At 54.6% G+C, this 17,509-nt stretch carries 17 protein-coding genes; 4 read left to right on the top strand and 13 right to left on the bottom strand.

From position 1 onward, the window contains the following. The first annotated feature begins 68 nt into the window (after positions 1-68). A complete protein-coding gene (gene mlc / locus DBY68_RS03535) occupies positions 69-1,289 on the top strand; it encodes a sugar metabolism global transcriptional regulator Mlc (RefSeq protein ID WP_108474209.1) in 1,221 nt (406 codons plus the stop codon). Between the two features lie 127 nt (positions 1,290-1,416). Then, positions 1,417-2,112 (top strand): dethiobiotin synthase, encoded by a 696-nt coding sequence (bioD, locus tag DBY68_RS03530; protein ID WP_108474210.1) that lies wholly within the window; start codon positions 1,417-1,419, stop codon positions 2,110-2,112. Here bioD and clcB read toward each other — a convergent pair. The 11 genes from clcB to DBY68_RS03475 form a co-directional block, all read right to left on the bottom strand. After that, entirely contained in the window at positions 2,065-3,357 is a 1,293-nt protein-coding gene (gene clcB / locus DBY68_RS03525) for a voltage-gated ClC-type chloride channel ClcB (RefSeq protein WP_108474211.1), read from the bottom strand. The two genes, bioD and clcB, sit on opposite strands and share 48 nt — an antisense overlap. Positions 3,358-4,009: 652 nt before the next feature. Then, the gene (osmV, locus tag DBY68_RS03520; protein WP_108474212.1) at positions 4,010-5,158 is read right to left on the bottom strand and encodes an osmoprotectant ABC transporter ATP-binding protein OsmV; all 1,149 of its coding nucleotides are present in this window, start codon (positions 5,156-5,158) and stop codon (positions 4,010-4,012) included. Beyond that, positions 5,158-5,805 carry an osmoprotectant ABC transporter permease OsmW gene (gene osmW, locus DBY68_RS03515; RefSeq protein WP_108474213.1) on the bottom strand — a complete coding sequence of 216 codons (648 nt, stop codon included), beginning with the start codon at positions 5,803-5,805 and terminating at the stop codon, positions 5,158-5,160. Before osmW ends, osmV begins: the two co-directional genes overlap by 1 nt. A 9-nt stretch (positions 5,806-5,814) precedes the next feature. Next, positions 5,815-6,717 carry an osmoprotectant ABC transporter substrate-binding protein OsmX gene (osmX, locus tag DBY68_RS03510; protein WP_108474214.1) on the bottom strand — a complete coding sequence of 301 codons (903 nt, stop codon included), beginning with the start codon at positions 6,715-6,717 and terminating at the stop codon, positions 5,815-5,817. 16 nt (positions 6,718-6,733) lie between these two features. Next, positions 6,734-7,444, bottom strand: coding sequence for an osmoprotectant ABC transporter permease OsmY (gene osmY, locus DBY68_RS03505; protein WP_108474215.1), 711 nt, complete (start codon positions 7,442-7,444; stop codon positions 6,734-6,736). A 265-nt stretch (positions 7,445-7,709) separates the two neighbouring features. Continuing rightward, positions 7,710-8,324: a Tat proofreading chaperone DmsD gene (dmsD, locus tag DBY68_RS03500; RefSeq protein WP_108474216.1), complete on the bottom strand. Its 615-nt coding sequence runs from the start codon at positions 8,322-8,324 to the stop codon at positions 7,710-7,712. Between the two features lie 50 nt (positions 8,325-8,374). After that, entirely contained in the window at positions 8,375-9,232 is an 858-nt protein-coding gene (locus tag DBY68_RS03495; protein ID WP_108474217.1) for a dimethyl sulfoxide reductase anchor subunit family protein, read from the bottom strand. Position 9,233: 1 nt separating this feature from the next. Next, entirely contained in the window at positions 9,234-9,851 is a 618-nt protein-coding gene (locus DBY68_RS03490) for a DMSO/selenate family reductase complex B subunit (protein ID WP_108474218.1), read from the bottom strand. A 10-nt stretch (positions 9,852-9,861) separates the two neighbouring features. Continuing rightward, positions 9,862-12,291, bottom strand: a complete 2,430-nt coding sequence (ynfF, locus tag DBY68_RS03485; protein ID WP_108474219.1) for a selenate/tellurate reductase subunit YnfF — start codon at positions 12,289-12,291, stop codon at positions 9,862-9,864. 66 nt (positions 12,292-12,357) lie between these two features. Continuing rightward, a complete protein-coding gene (gene ynfE, locus DBY68_RS03480; RefSeq protein ID WP_108474220.1) occupies positions 12,358-14,793 on the bottom strand; it encodes a selenate/tellurate reductase subunit YnfE in 2,436 nt (811 codons plus the stop codon). Positions 14,794-14,936: 143 nt separating this feature from the next. Then, positions 14,937-15,206, bottom strand: coding sequence for a DUF1161 domain-containing protein (locus tag DBY68_RS03475; RefSeq protein ID WP_108474221.1), 270 nt, complete (start codon positions 15,204-15,206; stop codon positions 14,937-14,939). A gap of 101 nt (positions 15,207-15,307) precedes the next feature. Between DBY68_RS03475 and DBY68_RS03470 the strand changes: the two genes are divergently transcribed. Beyond that, positions 15,308-16,018 carry a YnfC family lipoprotein gene (locus DBY68_RS03470; RefSeq protein ID WP_108474222.1) on the top strand — a complete coding sequence of 237 codons (711 nt, stop codon included), beginning with the start codon at positions 15,308-15,310 and terminating at the stop codon, positions 16,016-16,018. On the opposite strand, the gene speG is transcribed toward DBY68_RS03470, so the two are convergent. Further along, positions 16,012-16,572: a spermidine N1-acetyltransferase gene (gene speG, locus DBY68_RS03465; RefSeq protein ID WP_108474223.1), complete on the bottom strand. Its 561-nt coding sequence runs from the start codon at positions 16,570-16,572 to the stop codon at positions 16,012-16,014. The two genes, DBY68_RS03470 and speG, sit on opposite strands and share 7 nt — an antisense overlap. 77 nt (positions 16,573-16,649) lie before the next feature. Continuing rightward, positions 16,650-16,991 (bottom strand): DUF1283 family protein, encoded by a 342-nt coding sequence (locus DBY68_RS03460; RefSeq protein ID WP_108474224.1) that lies wholly within the window; start codon positions 16,989-16,991, stop codon positions 16,650-16,652. A 139-nt stretch (positions 16,992-17,130) separates the two neighbouring features. Between DBY68_RS03460 and DBY68_RS03455 the strand changes: the two genes are divergently transcribed. Next, positions 17,131-17,457: a YnfA family protein gene (locus tag DBY68_RS03455; protein ID WP_108474225.1), complete on the top strand. Its 327-nt coding sequence runs from the start codon at positions 17,131-17,133 to the stop codon at positions 17,455-17,457. Positions 17,458-17,509: the final 52 nt, after the last annotated feature.

The raw sequence follows: 17,509 nt of genomic DNA, 5'->3' as shown, positions 1-17,509 counted from the left end.
TACCCCATTGAAGTCCTTCACCATAGCCCTGAGATTATTTCGAAGCGCGAAAATAAAGGGAGTCTACGGTGGTAGCGGACAGTCAGCCAGGCCATATCGATCAAATAAAGCAGACCAATGCGGGCGCGGTGTATCGCCTGATTGATCAGCTTGGCCCGGTGTCGCGTATCGACCTCTCCCGGCTGGCGCAACTGGCGCCGGCCAGTATTACCAAAATTGTGCGTGAAATGCTCGAAGCGCACCTGGTGCAGGAAACTGAAATACAGGAACCTGGCAGCCGTGGGCGTCCAGCCGTCGGTTTGATGGTGGAAACGGAAGCCTGGCACTATCTGGCGCTGCGTATCAGCCGGGGAGAGATTCATCTCGCTCTGCGCGATCTTAGCAGCAAGCTGGTGGTGGAAGAACGTCTCGAACTGGCGCTCCAGGCCCCACAGCCGCTTTTGAAGCGGATTATCACGCAGATCGATCAGTTCTTTATTCGCCATCAGGGGAAGCTGGAGCGGTTAACGTCCATCGCCATTACGCTGCCTGGTATCATTGATACGGAAAGCGGGATCATTCACCGGATGCCGTTTTACGAGGATGTGAAAGATATGCCGCTTGGTGAAACGCTGGCGGCGCATACAGGCGTACCTGTTTATATTCAACATGATATCAGCGCGTGGACCATGGCCGAGGCGCTGTTTGGCGCATCACGCGGGGCGCGGGACGTCATTCAGGTGGTGATTGATCATAACGTCGGCGCGGGGGTGATCACCGATGGGCGGCTGCTTCATGCGGGCAGCAGTAGCCTGGTGGAGATTGGCCATACGCAGGTCGACCCGTATGGTAAGCGCTGTTACTGCGGTAACCACGGTTGTCTGGAGACGATCGCGAGCGTAGAGAGCGTGCTGGAACTGGCGCAGGTGCGTATGCACCAGTCAATGAGTTCGATGCTGCATCAGCAGCCGCTGACGGTAGAGTCGCTGTGCCTCGCCGCGGTCAAGGGCGATTTACTGGCGAAAGATATCATTACCAGCGTCGGCACCAACGTTGGGCGCATCCTGGCGATCATGGTGAATTTATTCAATCCACAAAAAATACTTATCGGTTCGCCGTTTAATCAGGCTGCCGATATCCTTTTCCCGGCGATTAGCGACTGTATTCGCCAGCAGTCACTTCCGGCTTACAGCAAACATATTTCCGTTGAGCAGACTCAGTTTTCGAACCGTGGCACGATGGCCGGGGCGGCGTTGGTCAAAGATGCGCTCTATAACGGATCGCTGCTGATTCGACTGTTACAGGGTTAACAATTTTTCACTGTCGTGCAAAAAATTGCGCTATCTCAAGCCGGGTTTCTGGTTCATCACGTAGACTTTCACCACTTTAAATTATTTCTGGTCTGTATATTTCACCGGCATAACTGTGGAGTTAGTAATGCTTAACCGTTTCTTTATTACTGGTACTGATACTTCTGTCGGCAAGACGGTGGTTTCCCGTGCGCTACTGCAGGCGCTGGCAGCCAGCGGGAAACGAGTAGCCGGGTACAAACCTGTGGCAAAAGGCAGCAAAGAGACCCCGGAAGGGCTACGCAACAAAGATGCGCTGGTACTGCAAAGCGTGTCATCGCTGGAACTGCCGTACGATGCGGTGAATCCTATCGCTCTGAGCGAAGAAGAGAGCAGCGTCGCGCACAGTTGTCCGATCAACTACACTTTGCTGTCAAACGGGCTCGCCAGCCTGAGCGAGAAAGTGGACAACGTTGTGGTTGAAGGGACAGGCGGCTGGCGTAGTCTGATGAATGACCTGCGGCCGCTGTCTGAATGGGTGGTTCAGGAGCAACTGCCGGTTGTGATGGTGGTGGGGATTCAGGAAGGGTGCATCAATCATGCGCTGCTGACGGCGCAGGCCATCGCTAACGACGGCCTGCCGCTGATTGGCTGGGTAGCCAACCGTATTAACCCGGGTCTCGCACATTACGCGGAAATCATTGATGTGCTCAGTAAAAAACTGCCCGCGCCGCTGATTGGTGAACTGCCCTATCTGCCGCGTGCCGAACAGCGTGAACTGAGCCAGTACATTAATTTATCCATGCTGAGCAACGTGCTCACGGTAGATAGAATCCTGGCGTAAGGTTCGTGACAGCACCGACGCCAGTACGCAGGCAATCAATAAACCGGGCAGTACGCGATATTGCCCGGTCATTTCACAAATCATCAATGTCGACATAATCGGTGCATGCGTGGTTGCCGCCAGCAGCGCCGCCATGCCGCTCATCCCCAGTAAGACGGCCATAGACGGCTGATCCGGTAGCCAAATCCCACACAGCTGCGCAAACAGCATGCCCACCGCCATCCCCAGAAACAGCGTTGGCGTAAAGACGCCGCCCGGCGCGCCGGAGCCGCTACTGGCGAGGATCGCCAAAAGTTTACAGAGGAATATCCCTGAAATCGTGGCGAGCAACGGTGGAGAAAGCAATGAAGCGTGTACCACGCTGTAGCCATTTCCCCAGACCGCGGGCGTGAGCAGCGACAGCAGGCCAACTATCAACCCGCCGAGCGCGAGTTGCCAGGGTGGAGAGAGTTTGAGCCGCAAAAAGAGATTGTGCGTGGCGTTCATTAACCCCATCAGTAGCGGGCCAAAAATACCCGCCAGCAGGCCGGTGGCGATAATCAATGCATACGCCGTTACATTGAGCGTTAGCGGCAGATTGACCGCGTAGAGTGGTTCGCTGCCGCCACCGATCAGGTGTGTGGTTAACAATGCGACAACGGCTGACACCACCACCGGGCCAAGCGAGGCAAGGATCAGCGTGCCAAAGAGAATTTCGGCGATAAACAGACTGCCTGCCAGCGGTGCATGATAGGCACTCGCCATCCCGGCGGCGGCTCCGCAGGCAATCCATAATTTCCATTCCTCACGTGCGGTAAAGCGCTGAGCAAACCACGAGGCTGCCAGTGCCGCGAGAAGGATCATTGCGCCTTCACGGCCAATAGCACTACCGCTGACCACCACCAGTAACGATGCCAGTGATTTAACCAGACTGGCACCATAATCAAATTGCCCGTCGGTGCGCAGCGCTTCCATGTAGTCCGTGGGCGCGTGAGGCCGTTGTTGATTCAATCGCTGCCAGCCCCACAAGAGGATTCCCGCGGCGAATCCGCCAAGAGCGGGCGTCAGCACGCGCCGCCAGTCGGAAAGACCCGTTGCAGCGTTAACGAGACTGCCGGTGTCATTGCTGAGGAATAGCCACTCCAGAAACAGCATGGCATGACGAAACCCAGTCACCGCCAACGCGGCGAGAATACCGGTGATGGCGGCAAACAGCAGGCGACGCAGCATAGTGCGCAGATCGGGATAGGCGTGAAGACGTTGCATGAGTGGTTTCGCACGAAGAAGTTCAGGCGGCTATTTTGCGGGGAAAGCAGGGGAGATGCAAAAGCTGTGGGTGCGGATCCCCTCACCCTAACCCTCTCCCACAGGGAGAGGGAACCGAAAGTGCCAGTAGTTAAGTACGCGCGGTTTTCTCCCTCTCCCACAGGGAGAGGGGCCGAAAGTGCCAGTGATTAAGTACGCGCGGTTTTCTCCCTCTCCCACAGGAAGAGGGAACCGAAAGTGCCAGTAGTTAAGTACGCGCGGTTTTCTCCCTCTCCCACAGGGAGAGGGGGCCGAAAGTGCCAGTGGTTAAGTACGCGCGGTTTTCTCCCTCTCCCACAGGAAGAGGGAACCGAAAGTGCCAGTAGTTAAGTACGCGCGGTTTTCTCCCTCTCCCACAGGAAGAGGGAACCGAAAGTGCCAGTAGTTAAGTACGCGCGGTTTTCTCCCTCTCCCACAGGGAGAGGGGCCGAAAGTGCCAGTAGTTAAGTACGCGCGGTTTTCTCCCTCTCCCACAGGGAGAGGGGCCGAAAGTGTCAGTAGTTAAGTACGCGCGGTTTTCTCCCTCTCCCACAGGAAGAGGGGCCGAAAGTGCCAGTGGTTAAGTACGCGCGGTTTTCTCCCTCTCCCTATGGGAGAGGGTCGGGGTGAGGGATTAGTTCTCGCTATAAATATTCAGCGCCCGACGCGTACGCCCGGAGCTGAGATAATCGGCAATATAATCTTGTGAAATCTCGCCGTTATAGCGCCCGTCTTCATCGACAATCGGCATCCAGCTGGTGTTGCTCTCATAGAGTTTCGATAGCACCACGCGCAGGTTGTCTTCCGCCTTGCCGGTGACGCGGAACGGGTGAATGAGGTCGGAACATACGCCGCTCGCCTGACGGGCTTCGCGACGCTTAACAAAACCGAGCGGTTTACCTTCCTCATCCACCACGGTCAACGCGCGTATATCATTGTCATCCATAATGCCGAATGCTTCAGCAAGCGGCGTGGTGCTGCGGGCGGTGATCGTCGGTTGCTGATCGGTAACGTCGCCCGCCGAGACTAACAGCAGGCGTTTCAGCGTACGGTCCTGGCCAACAAACGAGCCGACAAATTCGTTGGCCGGTTTTGCCAGCAGTTCATCCGGGCTGGCGCACTGAACAATACGCCCCTGACGGAATACGGCAATACGATCGCCCAGTTTCAGCGCCTCATCAATATCGTGGCTCACCAGCATGACGGTTTTTTTCAGGGCACGCTGCATCTCCAGGAATTGGTTTTGAATCACTTCACGGTTAATCGGGTCAACCGCGCCGAAAGGTTCATCCATCAGCAGTACCGGGGGATCCGCCGCCAGTGCGCGGATCACACCAATACGCTGCTGCTGGCCGCCGGACATCTCTTTAGGGTAGCGATGAAGGAATTTTTTCGCATCCAGCGCCACCATTTCCATCAGTTCCTGCGCACGGGTTTTGCAGCGCGCTTTATCCCAACCCAGCATGCGCGGCACCACGGTAATGTTCTCTTCAATAGTCATGTTGGGGAACAGGCCGATTTGCTGGATAACATAGCCAATATTGCGACGCAGGGTCACCGTGTCCATCTCATCAGTATTTTGCCCGTTGATGAGGATGGTTCCGCTGCTCGGTTTAATCAGGCGGTTGATCATTTTAAGTGTGGTGGTTTTACCGCAGCCGGAGGGCCCCAGCAGTACGCACATTTCGCCTTCTGGCACATTCAGGTTCACGTTATCGACGGCCTTCAAGGGTTGGCCGTTTTTCTGTGAAAATTGTTTAGTCAGGTTTTCCAGTTTTATCATTATCGTATCCCCTTCGGTGTCAGAGCGATTTGCAGGCGATGCAGCAGCCAGTCGAGCACAATCGCCAGTAAACAAATCATCAGCGCGCCAGCAATCAACATGCGGATATCACTTCCGCCGATGCCGTTCAGTAACAGTAATCCCAGTCCGCCAGCACCAATCACGGCGGCGATCGCCATCACGCCGATGTTCATTACTACGGCGGTGCGAATACCGCCAAAAATGACCGGTAATGCCATCGGAATTTCTACCCAGCGCAGACGCTGCCAGAACGTCATGCCGATGCCACGTCCGGCTTCCCGCAGGCCAGGCGGCAGAGCGTCCAGCGCCGTATGTGTGTTGCGCACAATCGGCAGCAGTGAATAGAGGAAAACCGCGGTGACGGCGGGCAGTACGCCAATTCCGTGACCGATCAGCGAAAACAGTGGGATCATCAGGCCAAACAGGGCGATAGACGGAATAGTTAACAGCAGCGTCGCAACGCTCAGTACCGGCGTTGCCAGCCATTTATGACGCACGATGAGAATGCCAAGCGGTACGCCAATAATTATCGCAAGACCCACCGCCAGCGCCACCAGCCACAGGTGCTGCAGGGTAAGCGTGGCAAGGTAGCCTGCGTTCTCCATCATGTAATGCAACGTGTCCATAAGCGCTCCTTACAGCATGCCTTTATCTTGCAGGAATTGACGGGCCACCTGCTGCGGGGTTTTATGGTCGATATCCACCTGTGCATTAAGCGTGGCGATCACATCGTTATTCAGCAGGGCGGAGAGGGTATCCAGCGCTTCTTCAAGCCCCGGATTGGCCTCCAGCACATCTTTACGCACCACCGGCGTCACGGCGTAGCTTGGGAAGAAACCTTTGTCATCTTCCAGCACTTTCAGGTCAAAACCTTTCACGCGACCATCAGTGGTGTAGACAAGCCCGGCATCAACAAAGCCATCGCGCACCGCGTTGTAGACCAGGCCCGGGTCCATCTGGCGGATCTGCGGGCGGTCGAGCGGCATGTTGTAGGCTTCCTGCAACGGTTTCATGCCGTCGCTGCGACCGGCGAATTCAAGGTCCAGCCCCAGACGCCAGTTTTTATCCGGGTCGGTCTGGCGAATATGTTCAATCTTCTCCACCATTTGTGACATGGTGGTAATGCCTTCGGCCTCCGCACGTTTACGCTGCATGGCAAAGGCATAGGTGTTGTTCATGTCCGCGGGTTTTAGCCACACCAGGCCGAGTTTGGCGTCCAGCCGTTTTACCGTGTCGTAGGACTCCTGCGGGCTCATCCGTTTGTTGATATGGTTAAAGATAATCAGTGAGGTGCCGGTGTACTCCCACGTCATATCGATTTGTTTATTGATCATCGCGTTACGCGAGATGACGGTCGCAATATTAGTCTGTGGCTGAACCTGAAATCCTTTCTTTTGCAAATACTGCACGGTCATTGCTGACAAAATATGCTGTTCGGTAAAACTCTTGGTGGCCAGGGTAATCGGCGCGGCCTGCGCGATTCCGGCAAACAGTAACGTTGCGCTAAACCATCCCAGCAGCTGTTTTTTAAATGTCATGTCACGCTCCTTATGTTCAGGCTGTGTGGGGGCTGAGTACGCGGCCAAGCCAGGCGAGCAGAGAATCGAGGATCAGGGCAAACAGGGCGGTAGCCGTGGCGCCTAAAATGAGGGTTGGGAAATCGTTGAGATAAATCCCCGGGAAGATCAGTTCGCCATAACTGCTCGCGCCAATCAGGAAGGCAAGCGGGGCAGTACCGACGTTGATTGCGGTTGCGATACGGATCCCGGACAGCATCACCGGCCAGGAATTGGGGAGTTCGACCTGCCAGAGCCGTTGCCATTTCGTCATGCCGATTCCGTTGGCCGCTTCAATCAGCGAAGGCGGAACTGACTTCAGGCCGGAATAGGTGTTACGCACAATCGGCAGCAGTGAAGCGAGGAAAAGCGCCACGATAGCGGGAATATCACCGATCCCGATGACCACCATCGCCAGCGCCAGTACCGCCAGCGGCGGCAGCGTGTTACCGACGTTGAAAATCTGCATCACATATTCGGCGATACCTTTTGCCGCCGGGCGGCTTAACAGGATACCGCTGGGAATGCCGACCAGCAGGGCAAAAAACATGGAGATAAAGACGAGTTTAAGGTGTTGTTGACCCAGGTAGATCAGGTCAACCTGACGGGCTTTTATTGTGTCCAGTCCGATGCCCCAGGCGAGGAGCGCCAGTACCAGAACAATCGCGCCAGTAAAGCCCAGAAAGCGCATAAGGGGGGAAGCTTGCATTGCTGTGTTTCTCCCTGTTATAGGTTTTATTAACGCGTCATGTTTCACAGTGACACATTTGACCTATAGCAACGGATGAGCAGGCATTCCAGAAACAGGGCGATTTATTTTTCCAGGCTTTTCAGCGAAATCAGTAAGTTGGCTATATGGGATAACGGTTTGCGGGGGATTTGTAGAATAGTCTTAAAAATAAAAAATAAAAGTGACGTTGTCACGAATGGCCTTGGGCCGGATAACGGTTACGCCTTATCCGGCCCCCATGGTATTACCGGTATAAGGTTTTCACGGCGACAGGAATCAGTAACTGAGACTGCCATTGCGCCAGCGTCTGCTGCGCCAATTCACCTAATCCCTGGTAGAACGGATGATTAGCGTTGGCGACGAATTCTTGCAGAAAACGCGTAGTCCAGGGGAATAGATGCCAGGCCAGCAGTTGCTCACACAGGACGTGTTGGTCATTTTCCGCCAGCCAGGCGGCCAGCAGCAGCAAAGAGCCAAAATGATCTTCCGGCTCGTTTTGCTGCATATCAAACTGAATTCCGTTCTCGCGCATCCACTGGCGCAGTGCCAGGGTCGAATCACCGAACAGCACCGATTCGCGATCCAGCCAGACGGAACCCCACGGCGGAGAAGGCAAAGCATACGGCCCGACAAACAAACGCTGCCAGGCTTCAGATAACGTTTCTTCGGCTTCAGCATTGAACTTAATAGTTAATGGCTGTAAAGCCTCTTGTGGCAAGGGCCACTGAGTCAGCCATTCCGAGCCTTTCAGCGCCTCAACCAGCGGCGCGGCTTCCGGGCTTTCCGGCGGAAGATAAAACAGCGCGCCGAGTACGCGGGCGGTCATGGGAAATGCGTCGTGTTGAGTAAAATCAGTCATTCAAACCATCCTAAAAAGTGCGGGTTGCCCCGCACCAGTTGTGTCATCCGTTAACCTGCAACGGCCATACCCACGGTCATGTGCAGACCGTAGAAGAGACCACGGCCAATCAGTTCACCCGCCAGTACCATAATCAGCCCCAACAACAGGCCAGCTACTGCCGGTTCTTTACGACGCACCAGCGGGCAGATCCAGCAGCCGAGACCCGCGGCAACCAGCACGATACGCCAGACCTGCAGGCTGCCGTAGTCCGGTACCAGCGCGCTGGCCTGTTGTACGGAGCTGTGAATGCCACCGAGCGAAATGCCCTGCAAAACAATCACCGCAATACTTATCAGCAGCGCGAGAACGCTGATTGCCGCAAAGGTTGCACCGTTGAACATAACGCGTGCGGCACGCAGTAGCAGGGCGGCAAACAGCGGGCCGCTGACGAAGGCCGTCAGGAAGAAGGCCAGTGTCGTATAGCCATTATACCAGGTTGGCACCGTGTCGATTTGATAAACACGGGTCATTGCCCAGATAAATACCAGCCCCAGCACCATGCTTACCAGCAGCCAGAGTTTGCCCAGCGCTTCCGGCATTTTCCCCAGCACGGCAACCAGCCACCAGAAACCGCCGACGGCGAAGAAAATCGATCCGGCGGCAATCTCATTACTCAGCGCGGACGCGCCCACACGATTGAGGGAATTAAACGCCCGCAGAGGTGAACCGAGGTGCATAATCGACGCCAGAAAACCGATGCCCATCACGACCCATAAAAAGAACATACTGCGCACCAGACGTTGACGTGCGGCAGCATCATCTTTCATGGCAAACCAGCCGAGTCCGCTGACGATCAGCGCCCCAGCCACGCACTGGCCCAGTACGGTGAAGAGTACCAGCGGCCATTCATGCCATCCATTTCCCATTTCAGACCTCCTTTGGGTTTGCCAGATAACCGGTGGTATCGCCGGTCGGGCGCGCGTTAGCGTTAGGTTTAATTACAATGTTTGGTTTAGTGAAGTGCGCGGACGGCAGCGGTGCGACGGACGCCAGATTACCGTGTTTTTTACGCAGCTCATCGATAGGGCCAAAGTCCAGCGCGCGTAGCGGGCAGGACTCGACGCAGATCGGTTTTTTACCGTCGGCGACGCGGTCATGACAGCCGTCGCATTTGGTCATATGGCCTTTCGCGGCGTTGTACTGCGGCGCGCCATACGGGCAGGCCATGTGGCAATAACGACAGCCGATGCAGACATCTTCATCCACCACCACGAAACCATCTTCGCGCTTGTGCATCGCGCCGCTCGGGCACACTTTGGTGCACGCCGGATCGTCACAATGGTTGCAGGAGATGGAGAGGTAATAGGCGAACACATCCTGATGCCAGACGCCGTTGTCCTCCTGCCAGTTGCCGCCCGCGTATTCGTAAATACGGCGGAAGCTGACATCGGGGCCCAAATCTTTGTAATCCTTACACGCCAGCTCGCAGGTTTTGCAGCCTGTGCAGCGGGCGGAATCAATATAAAAGCCGTACTGGGTTGTCATCGGTTACTCCTTATACCTTTTCAACCTGAACCAGATTGCTATGAGACGGGTTCCCTTTCGCCAGCGGCGATGGACGGTGAGAGGTGAGAATGTTGATACTGCCGCCGTGATCAAGACGATCGCCGAACATATCGGCCTTCAGCCACGCGCCTTGCCCGATGGCGGTGACGCCTGGCAGGATGCGCGGCGTGACTTTCGCCGGGATCAGCATTTGACCGTGCTGGCTGGAGACGCGAACGGTATCGCCATTGGCAATGCCACGCGGTTTTGCATCGACCGGGTTGATCCAGATCTCCTGCGGGCAGGCCTGTTGCAGGACGTCGATATTGCCGTAGCTGGAGTGGGTTCGCGCTTTATAGTGGAAGCCGGTTAATTGCAGCGGATAGGTTTTGCGCGCCGGATCGCTCACGCCATCGAAACCTGGCGCATAGGCCGGAAGGGGGTGAACGATCTCATCCTCTTTCAGCTCCCAGGTTTGGGCGATTTCAGCCAGACGTTCGGAATAAATCTCAATTTTCCCCGAGGGTGTTTTAAGTGGATTCGCCGCCGGGTTTTCACGGAAATCACGGAAGGCAACATAGTGCTCTTCCGGGCATTTTTTCTTGAAGATGCCGAGCGTTTTCATCTCTTCATAAGACGGCATTTCCGGGTTCCGCTCTTTGGTTTTGGCATGAAGATACTGGATCCATTCATGCTGAGTGCGGCCTTCGGTGAAGGTTTGATAGACATCCGGGCCCAGGCGTTTGGCGATTTCAGACAAGATTTCATAAATCGGACGGCGTTCGAACTTCCGGCTGGTGGCCGGTTGACCGAGGATGACGTACCCCATGTTCCCGGCGGATTCATGAGAAATCAGATCTTCCTGTTCAGTCGGCATGAGATCCGGCAGCAGAATGTCGCAATATTTTGCCGATGCCGTCATGAAATGCTCAATGCCGACAATCATTTCGCATTTGCTATCGTCCTGCAAAATCTCATGGGTGCGGCTGATATTCCCGTTCTGGTTGATAAGCGTGTTGCTGGCATAGCACCACATGAACTTAATCGGCACGTCGAGTTTATCTTTGCCGCGCACGCCGTCGTTGATGGCGGTCATTTTCTCGCCGTGGTCGATGGCGTCCGGCCAGGTGAAGACAGAAATTTGCGTTTTAACCGGGTTATCGAGCATCGAGAACCACTCTACGCCGAGATCCCAGGTGCCTTCGCGCACGCCGGAGTTACCGCCGTTGATACCAACGTTACCGGTTAGCACCGATAACATGGCGATGGCACGCGAGTTTTGTTCGCCGTTGGAGTGACGCTGCGGCCCCCAGCCCTGGCAAATATAGGCCGGTTTTGCGCTTCCGATCTCACGGGCCAGCTTAATGATTTTATCCGCCGGGATGCTGGTGATTTGCGCCGCCCATTCAGGCGTTTTCGCGATGCCATCCGGGCCATCACCGAGAATATAGGCTTTGTAGTGCGCGTTTCGCGGAGCGCTGGCAGGCAGCGTTTTTTCATCGTAGCCGACGCAGTATTTATCGAGGAACGGTTGATCGACCAGGTTTTCAGTGATTAATACCCAGGCGATCGCTGCGGCCAGTGCGCCGTCAGTGCCAGGTCGAATCGGCAGCCACTCATCTTCGCGTCCGGCCGCAGTATCGTTATAACGCGGGTCGATAACAATCATGCGGGCATTCGAACGTTCGCGCGCCTGTTCCACATAATAGGTGACGCCGCCGCCGCTCATGCGCGTTTCTGCCGGGTTGTTGCCGAACATTACCACCAGTTTGGTGTTGGCGATATCGTCCGGGCTGTTGCCGTCATTACTGCCGAACATGTAGCTCATGGCGGCGCTGATTTGTGCGGTACTGTAACTGCCGTAACGGCTCAGATAACCACCGCACGAATTCATCAGGCGATAAGGAACGTTAGAGTTGGTGATATTCCCGCCATCAACACCAGTGCCATAAAGCACATGTACCGCTTCGTTACCGTACTCTTTCAGAATACGTTTCAGGTTGTCGCCGATAGTATCCAGCGCTTCGTCCCACGAAATGCGTTCGAATTTGCCTTCGCCACGCTTACCGACGCGTTTCATCGGATATTTCAGACGGTCCGGGTGGTTCATACGGCGGCGAATCGAGCGTCCGCGCAGGCAGGCGCGAACCTGATGATTGCCGTAAATATCTTCGCCGGTGGTATCTGATTCAACCCAGTAAACAGTGTCGTCCTTGACGTGAAGCCGTAACAGGCAGCGACTACCGCAGTTAACGGTGCACGAACTCCAGACCGCTTTTTCCTCTACGGGTGCCAGTTTATCCGCCGCCTGAGCGATGCGGGTAAACGGCAGCGTGAAGGCGCTGCTGACGGCGGCCAGGCCACCTATCGCGGAGGTTTTCACCAGATTTCGGCGGCTAATCTTCGCCGTCATAAGCGCCTCAGGCGCGATGATTTTCATAGTGACTCACTTTTTTGCTTTCCATAATTAAAACGCCCGGGAAGAGCTGCACCCGGGCAAAACGTGTTAAACCTTTTCGATTTGCACCAGATTGGTGTGCTGCGGATTGCCCTTAGCTAACGGGGAGGGGCGCTGCGTAGTGAGGGTATTGACGCAGCCACCGTGGTCGATTTTATCGCCGGCCATATTGGCGTCGTGCCACGCGCCCTGGCCCATGGCGCTGACGCCGGGGAGAATTCGCGGTGTCACTTTTGCCGGCAAGCGGACTTCGCCGCGATCGTTGAAGACGCGCACCATATCGCCGTTCGCAATGCCGCGCGGCTGCGCGTCGACCGGGTTTATCCACACTTCCTGGCGGCAGGCGGCCTGTAATACGTCCACGTTACCGTAGCTGGAGTGGGTGCGCGCTTTATAATGGAAACCGAATAGCTGCAGCGGGAACTGGCTGCGTTTCGGGCCATCCCAGCCCTCGAAGGTGGAGGCATAAACGGGAAGTGGGCTTATCACATCGCCTTCTGGCAATTCCCAGCTTTCAGCGATTTTCGCCAGACGGCTGGAGTAAATCTCAATTTTTCCGGACGGCGTTTTCAGCGGGTTAGCGTGCGGATCGTCGCGGAAGGCTTTATAGGCGACAAAATGGCCATTTGGATCTTTGCGCTTATAAATGCCCATCTTTTTCAGCGCATTATAAGAGGGTAGCGCGGAGTCTTTGGCTTCCATTTTGGCGTAAAGATAGCGGAGCCACTCTTCCTGGGTACGGCCTTCGGTAAAGCGCTGGTGGATATCCGGGCCGAGTCGTTTTGCCACCTCGCTCATGATCCAGTAGATCGGTTTACGCTCGAATTTCGGTGTAGTCGCGGGCTGAATGAAAATCAGATACCCCATATTCCCGGCGTAATCGTTGGGAATGATATCTTCCTGTTCGACGGTCATCAGGTCGGGCAGTAGAATATCGGCGTACTTCGCCGACGAAGTCATGAAGTTCTCGATCACCACGATCATTTCGCACTTTGACTCATCCTGCAAAATGTCATGAGTGCGGTTGATATCGGAGTGCTGATTCGTGATGGTGTTACCCGCATAGTTCCAGATGAACTTAATCGGCACATCGAGCTTCTCTTTTCCGCGCACGCCATCCCGCAGGGCGGTCATTTCCGGGCCGTGGTCAATGGCATCCGTCCAGCTAAAGCAGGAGATCTGCGTTTTCACCGGATTTTCCGGTAAAGGCATACGTTCGATAGTGATAGTGTAGGTCGATTCACGCGCGCCGCTGTTGCCACCGTTAATCCCTACGTTACCGGTGAGGATAGGCAGCATGGCGATTGCCCGGGCAGTCAGTTCACCGTTCGCCTGACGCTGTGGCCCCCAGCCCTGGCAAATATAAGCGGGTTTGGCGGTGCCAATTTCGCGAGCGAGCTTAATGATGCGATCCGCCGGAATGCCGGTAATATGCGAGGCCCACTGCGGGGTTTTGGCGATACCATCCTCGCCCTGGCCGAGAATATACGCCTTGTAATGCCCGTTAGCGGGGGCTCCTTCCGGCAGGGTTTTCTCATCGTAGCCGACGCAATATTGATCAAGGAAAGGCTGATCAACCAGGTTTTCGTTAATCAACACCCAGGCGATACCCGCCACCAGCGCAGCGTCCGTGCCGGGGCGGATGGGGATCCACTCATCCTCACGCCCTGCTGCGGTATCCGTATAGCGAGGATCGATAACGATCATGCGCGCATTTGAGCGTTCACGCGCTTGCTCAAGGAAATAGGTAATCCCTCCGCCGCTCATCCGCGTTTCCGCAGGATTATTGCCGAACATCACCACCAGTTTGGTGTTTTCGATATCGGAGGTACTGTTGCCTTCGTTTGACCCGTAGGTATACGGCATCGCGGCGGCGATTTGCGCGGTACTGTAGGTACCATAGTGGCTGAGAAAACCGCCGTAGCAGTTCATCAAACGGGCGACTAACGAGGCGTAGGGTGAAGAGCGGGTGATATTACCGCCGACGATCCCGGAGGTGTAGTTGATATACACCGCTTCGTTACCGTATTCCTGCACCACTTTTTTCAGGCTGTTGCTGATGGTATCGAGCGCTTCATCCCAACTGATGCGTTCAAATTTGCCTTCGCCGCGTTTACCTACACGCTTCATGGGGTAATTGAGGCGATCCGGATGGTTTATCCGGCGGCGAATCGAGCGCCCACGCAGACAGGCGCGGACCTGGTGATCGCCGTAGATATCGTCACCGGTGTTATCGGTTTCAACCCAAGTCACTTCGTTATCGCGCACGTGCAGACGCAAAGCGCAACGGCTGCCACAGTTAACAGAACAGGCGCCCCAAACAACTTTATCTTCGGGCGGGATCGCGGATGAAACCGCGGCGGCGGCAGGGCGTAAGGCAAAAGGAAGAGATAATCCCCCAGCGACCAGGGCCAGTGAGCCTGCGGCTGAGGATTTGATAAGCGTCCGTCGGCTTATCCCGGCGGGAGATTCCGTTGTTGACATCGCTCACTCCATTATTATTTTGACTAATTAATTTCAACGCGAAATTAAATACCGGCTAATGGTGAGCGGATCATACATATTAAGAGGTAGGAAATAATTATCCCTGGTCAAACCAGGGATAATATTTGATGAAGAATACGACGTTACTGTGCGTCGCTGGAAGGGGCGTTATCGCTGCGGGTATAGATTATTTTAAAGGTGTCATTGGCGCAGTGGCCAACAACCTGAGCGCCTGACTGATCGGCCTGATCGTTAGGCACGATATCCAGTGAAAACGCGCTTTCGGCAACGCCGTTGTTGATGATTTTTTGTTGAATATCACTCCTGACACGTTCACATGAGTCAGGGGCTGCCAGCGCGGGCGCTGCGGCTCCGGCCAACAGTAACGCGAGTAACCAGCGTGAAGATCTCATGGCAATCTCCTTTTTGAAATGTAAATCAAGTATAGCAAAGCTAGTGTAAATAACTGTATTTGCTAATATGATTGAGAAAATTCCCCAAAAAGGATCCCGGTGTGAAGAGACTTCTGTTGCTGACCCCATTGATAGCGCTACTTGCAGCCTGCGATAAAAATGACTCGCCTGAGGCGTTTTCCCCTGAAATGGCGAGCTTTTCTAATGAGTTCGATTTCGATCCGCTGCGTGGGCCTGTTAAAGACTTTAGCCAGACCCTCATGAATGAGAAGGGCGAGGTGGCAAAGCGGGTGAGCGGACAGATGTCTGAAGAGGGCTGTTTCGACGTGCTGGAGTTTCACGATCTGGAAAACAACACCGGCGCGACGCTGGTGCTGGATGCCAACTACTACGTCGATGGCATGACTCAGGAAAAACGCGTGCGGTTGCAGGGAAAATGTCAGCTGGCGGAATTGCCGTCCGCAGGCGTTGCGTGGGAAACAAACGACGACGGCTTTGTGGTGAAATCACTCAGCAAAGAGCGTGAAGTAAATTATCAATATGACAGCGAGGGGTATCCGCTGGGTAAAACGTCGCTGACGAAAGGAAATACGCTGGCGATATTATCTACACCGTCAGACGATCCGCGTAAAAAGCTCGATTACACCTCGGTCAGCTTGCTGAATAAACAGCCGGTTGGCAACGTAAAACAGAGTTGTGATTATGACCGGCATGATAATCCGGTTAGCTGCGACCTTGAGGTGATAGATATGAGCGTGAACCCGGCGGTCACGCTCCGTTATACGATTAAAAATGTGATTGAGTATTACTGAGCCGTCGGTTTCAGCAACCCGGGAGCCGGTGTTTTGTGCATGGTCATATATTGATGCTGGAACAGACACATACGAATGGTATTACGGTACTCGCCGTTGATAAAGAATTCGTGGATGAGTTCGCCTTCCACCATAAAACCGAGTTTGCGGTAGATGTGAATCGCTTTTTCGTTTTCTTTATCGACAATCAGGTAAAGCTTATAGAGGTTAAGCACCGTAAAGCCGTAGTCCATTGCCAGTTTTGCGGCTTTCGAGGCTAACCCTTTACCCTGATGTTCTGGCGAAATAATGATCTGAAATTCCGCACGACGGTGTACGTGATTAATTTCGACTAATTCGACCAGGCCCGCTTTCTCACCGTTGCACTCCACCACAAAACGACGTTCGCTTTGATCGTGAATATGCTTGTCATAAAGATCGGAGAGTTCAACAAACGCTTCATAGGGCTCTTCAAACCAGTAGCGCATGACGCTGGCGTTGTTATCGAGCTGGTGGACAAAGCGGAGGTCTTCGCGTTCGAGCGGGCGAAGTCTGACGTTACAGGCGTCACTCATGTGAAATCCTTTCAGGCTGACAATGGGATAAAAAGGGGAAAAGGGCGCAAACGCGCCCAACAACTCCAGGTTAACAACTAGGGGTTAACGACGCGGCCCGTGCGACGGTCAAGGCAGCGGAGGGTATTCGGTTCCCAGTATACGTTTACGTTAGCGCTTTGCTGGCACTTATCACGTGCATCGAAAGCGGCATCTTCTTTATCCCACTCTTTCTCGACGCGGTTATTGACCTTGTTACGCAGCGAACGCGTATCGTTCCACTGCTCTTTATCCATCGCGGCATCCTGACGCGTCTGGGCATTATCACCCGATTCAATAATCAGTTTGCTGGTATTAGCAGAAGAGGACGCGGTATACATAACGGCGCTCAGTGCCAGCATCGCCGTCAGGCACAGGCGTTTGCCAGATGTCATATTCATTGCAGGTTCCTTTGGCGTAACGAAAACTGATAACAGTTTACTACAACTCGTTTCGGCGGCATACCCACGGGAAATATAGGGTCGCCTACAGCGGATTATCCCGTATCATCGTTCAACCCATCTTAACGCTGCGATAATCATGTTAAAAACATCCTTACTTTTCTTTTCGACGGCACTGTGTGAAATCCTTGGCTGCTATCTGCCCTGGTTATGGCTAAAACGTGGTGCGACGCCGTTGATGCTTATTCCTGCCGCACTAGCACTGGCGATGTTTGTCTGGCTGTTGACCCTGCATCCTGCCGCCAGCGGGCGAGTCTACGCGGCGTATGGTGGTGTGTATATTCTTACTGCGCTGATCTGGCTGCGGGTGGTGGATGGCGTCAAACTCTCAATGTATGACTGGGCAGGCGCAGGCGTGGCGTTTTGCGGCATGTTGATTATTGTGGCGGGATGGGGCCGGGGATGATTCCTGAACCGGAGGCCGGATAAGGCGTAATGCCGCATCCGGCATGAAGTTC

The sequence above is a fragment of the Pseudocitrobacter sp. RIT415 genome, assembly GCF_003057695.2.
Taxonomy (GTDB): domain Bacteria; phylum Pseudomonadota; class Gammaproteobacteria; order Enterobacterales; family Enterobacteriaceae; genus Pseudocitrobacter; species Pseudocitrobacter faecalis.
Note: the sequence above shows the minus strand (reverse complement) of the source record. Positions and strands in the feature narration are given on the sequence as shown.